Consider the following 602-nt stretch of genomic DNA (forward strand, 5'->3'; position numbering starts at 1 on the left):
CTTACTTTTTTGTTGTGAGCCATTAGCTCAGTTGGTAGAGCATCTGACTTTTAATCAGAGGGTCGAAGGTTCGAGTCCTTCATGGCTCATCTGTTTAAAGTGTGGGTGATCATATAGATCTGCCGATGCTGTGAAACACAGACAGCATTTTTCTTTTGACTTTAAGCGGTCGTGGCGGAATGGCAGACGCGCTAGGTTGAGGGCCTAGTGGGTGAATAACCCGTGGAGGTTCAAGTCCTCTCGGCCGCACCAAAAAAAGTGTTGACAAGTTATGAGATAAATGATACAATATAAAAGTTGTTCTTAATAAGCGCCCGTAGCTCAATTGGATAGAGCGTTTGACTACGGATCAAAAGGTTAGGGGTTCGACTCCTCTCGGGCGCGCCATTATTTCTCCGGGAAGTAGCTCAGCTTGGTAGAGCACTTGGTTTGGGACCAAGGGGTCGCAGGTTCAAATCCTGTCTTCCCGACCAGTAGTTCCATCCAGCCGAATGAAACATTTAAATATGCGGGTGTAGTTTAGTGGTAAAACCTCAGCCTTCCAAGCTGATGTCGAGGGTTCGATTCCCTTCACCCGCTCCACTATTTCAAATAAACGATAT

At 46.3% G+C, this 602-nt stretch carries 5 tRNA genes; all 5 read left to right on the plus strand.

The window, feature by feature from the left end:
* Positions 1-16: 16 nt before the first annotated feature.
* The 5 genes from CHH91_RS14040 to CHH91_RS14060 all read left to right on the plus strand — a co-directional run bounded on the left by CHH91_RS14040 (position 17) and on the right by CHH91_RS14060 (position 582).
* A tRNA-Lys gene (locus tag CHH91_RS14040) sits at positions 17-89 on the plus strand.
* Positions 90-165: 76 nt separating this feature from the next.
* Positions 166-252: transfer RNA gene (locus tag CHH91_RS14045), tRNA-Leu, on the plus strand.
* Positions 253-310: 58 nt separating this feature from the next.
* Positions 311-387, plus strand: a tRNA-Arg gene (locus CHH91_RS14050).
* Positions 388-396: 9 nt separating this feature from the next.
* A tRNA-Pro gene (locus tag CHH91_RS14055) sits at positions 397-473 on the plus strand.
* Positions 474-508: 35 nt separating this feature from the next.
* Positions 509-582, plus strand: a tRNA-Gly gene (locus CHH91_RS14060).
* The last annotated feature ends 20 nt before the right edge of the window (positions 583-602 follow it).

This window comes from Virgibacillus sp. 7505, assembly GCF_002272135.1.
GTDB lineage: Bacteria > Bacillota > Bacilli > Bacillales > Amphibacillaceae > Terribacillus.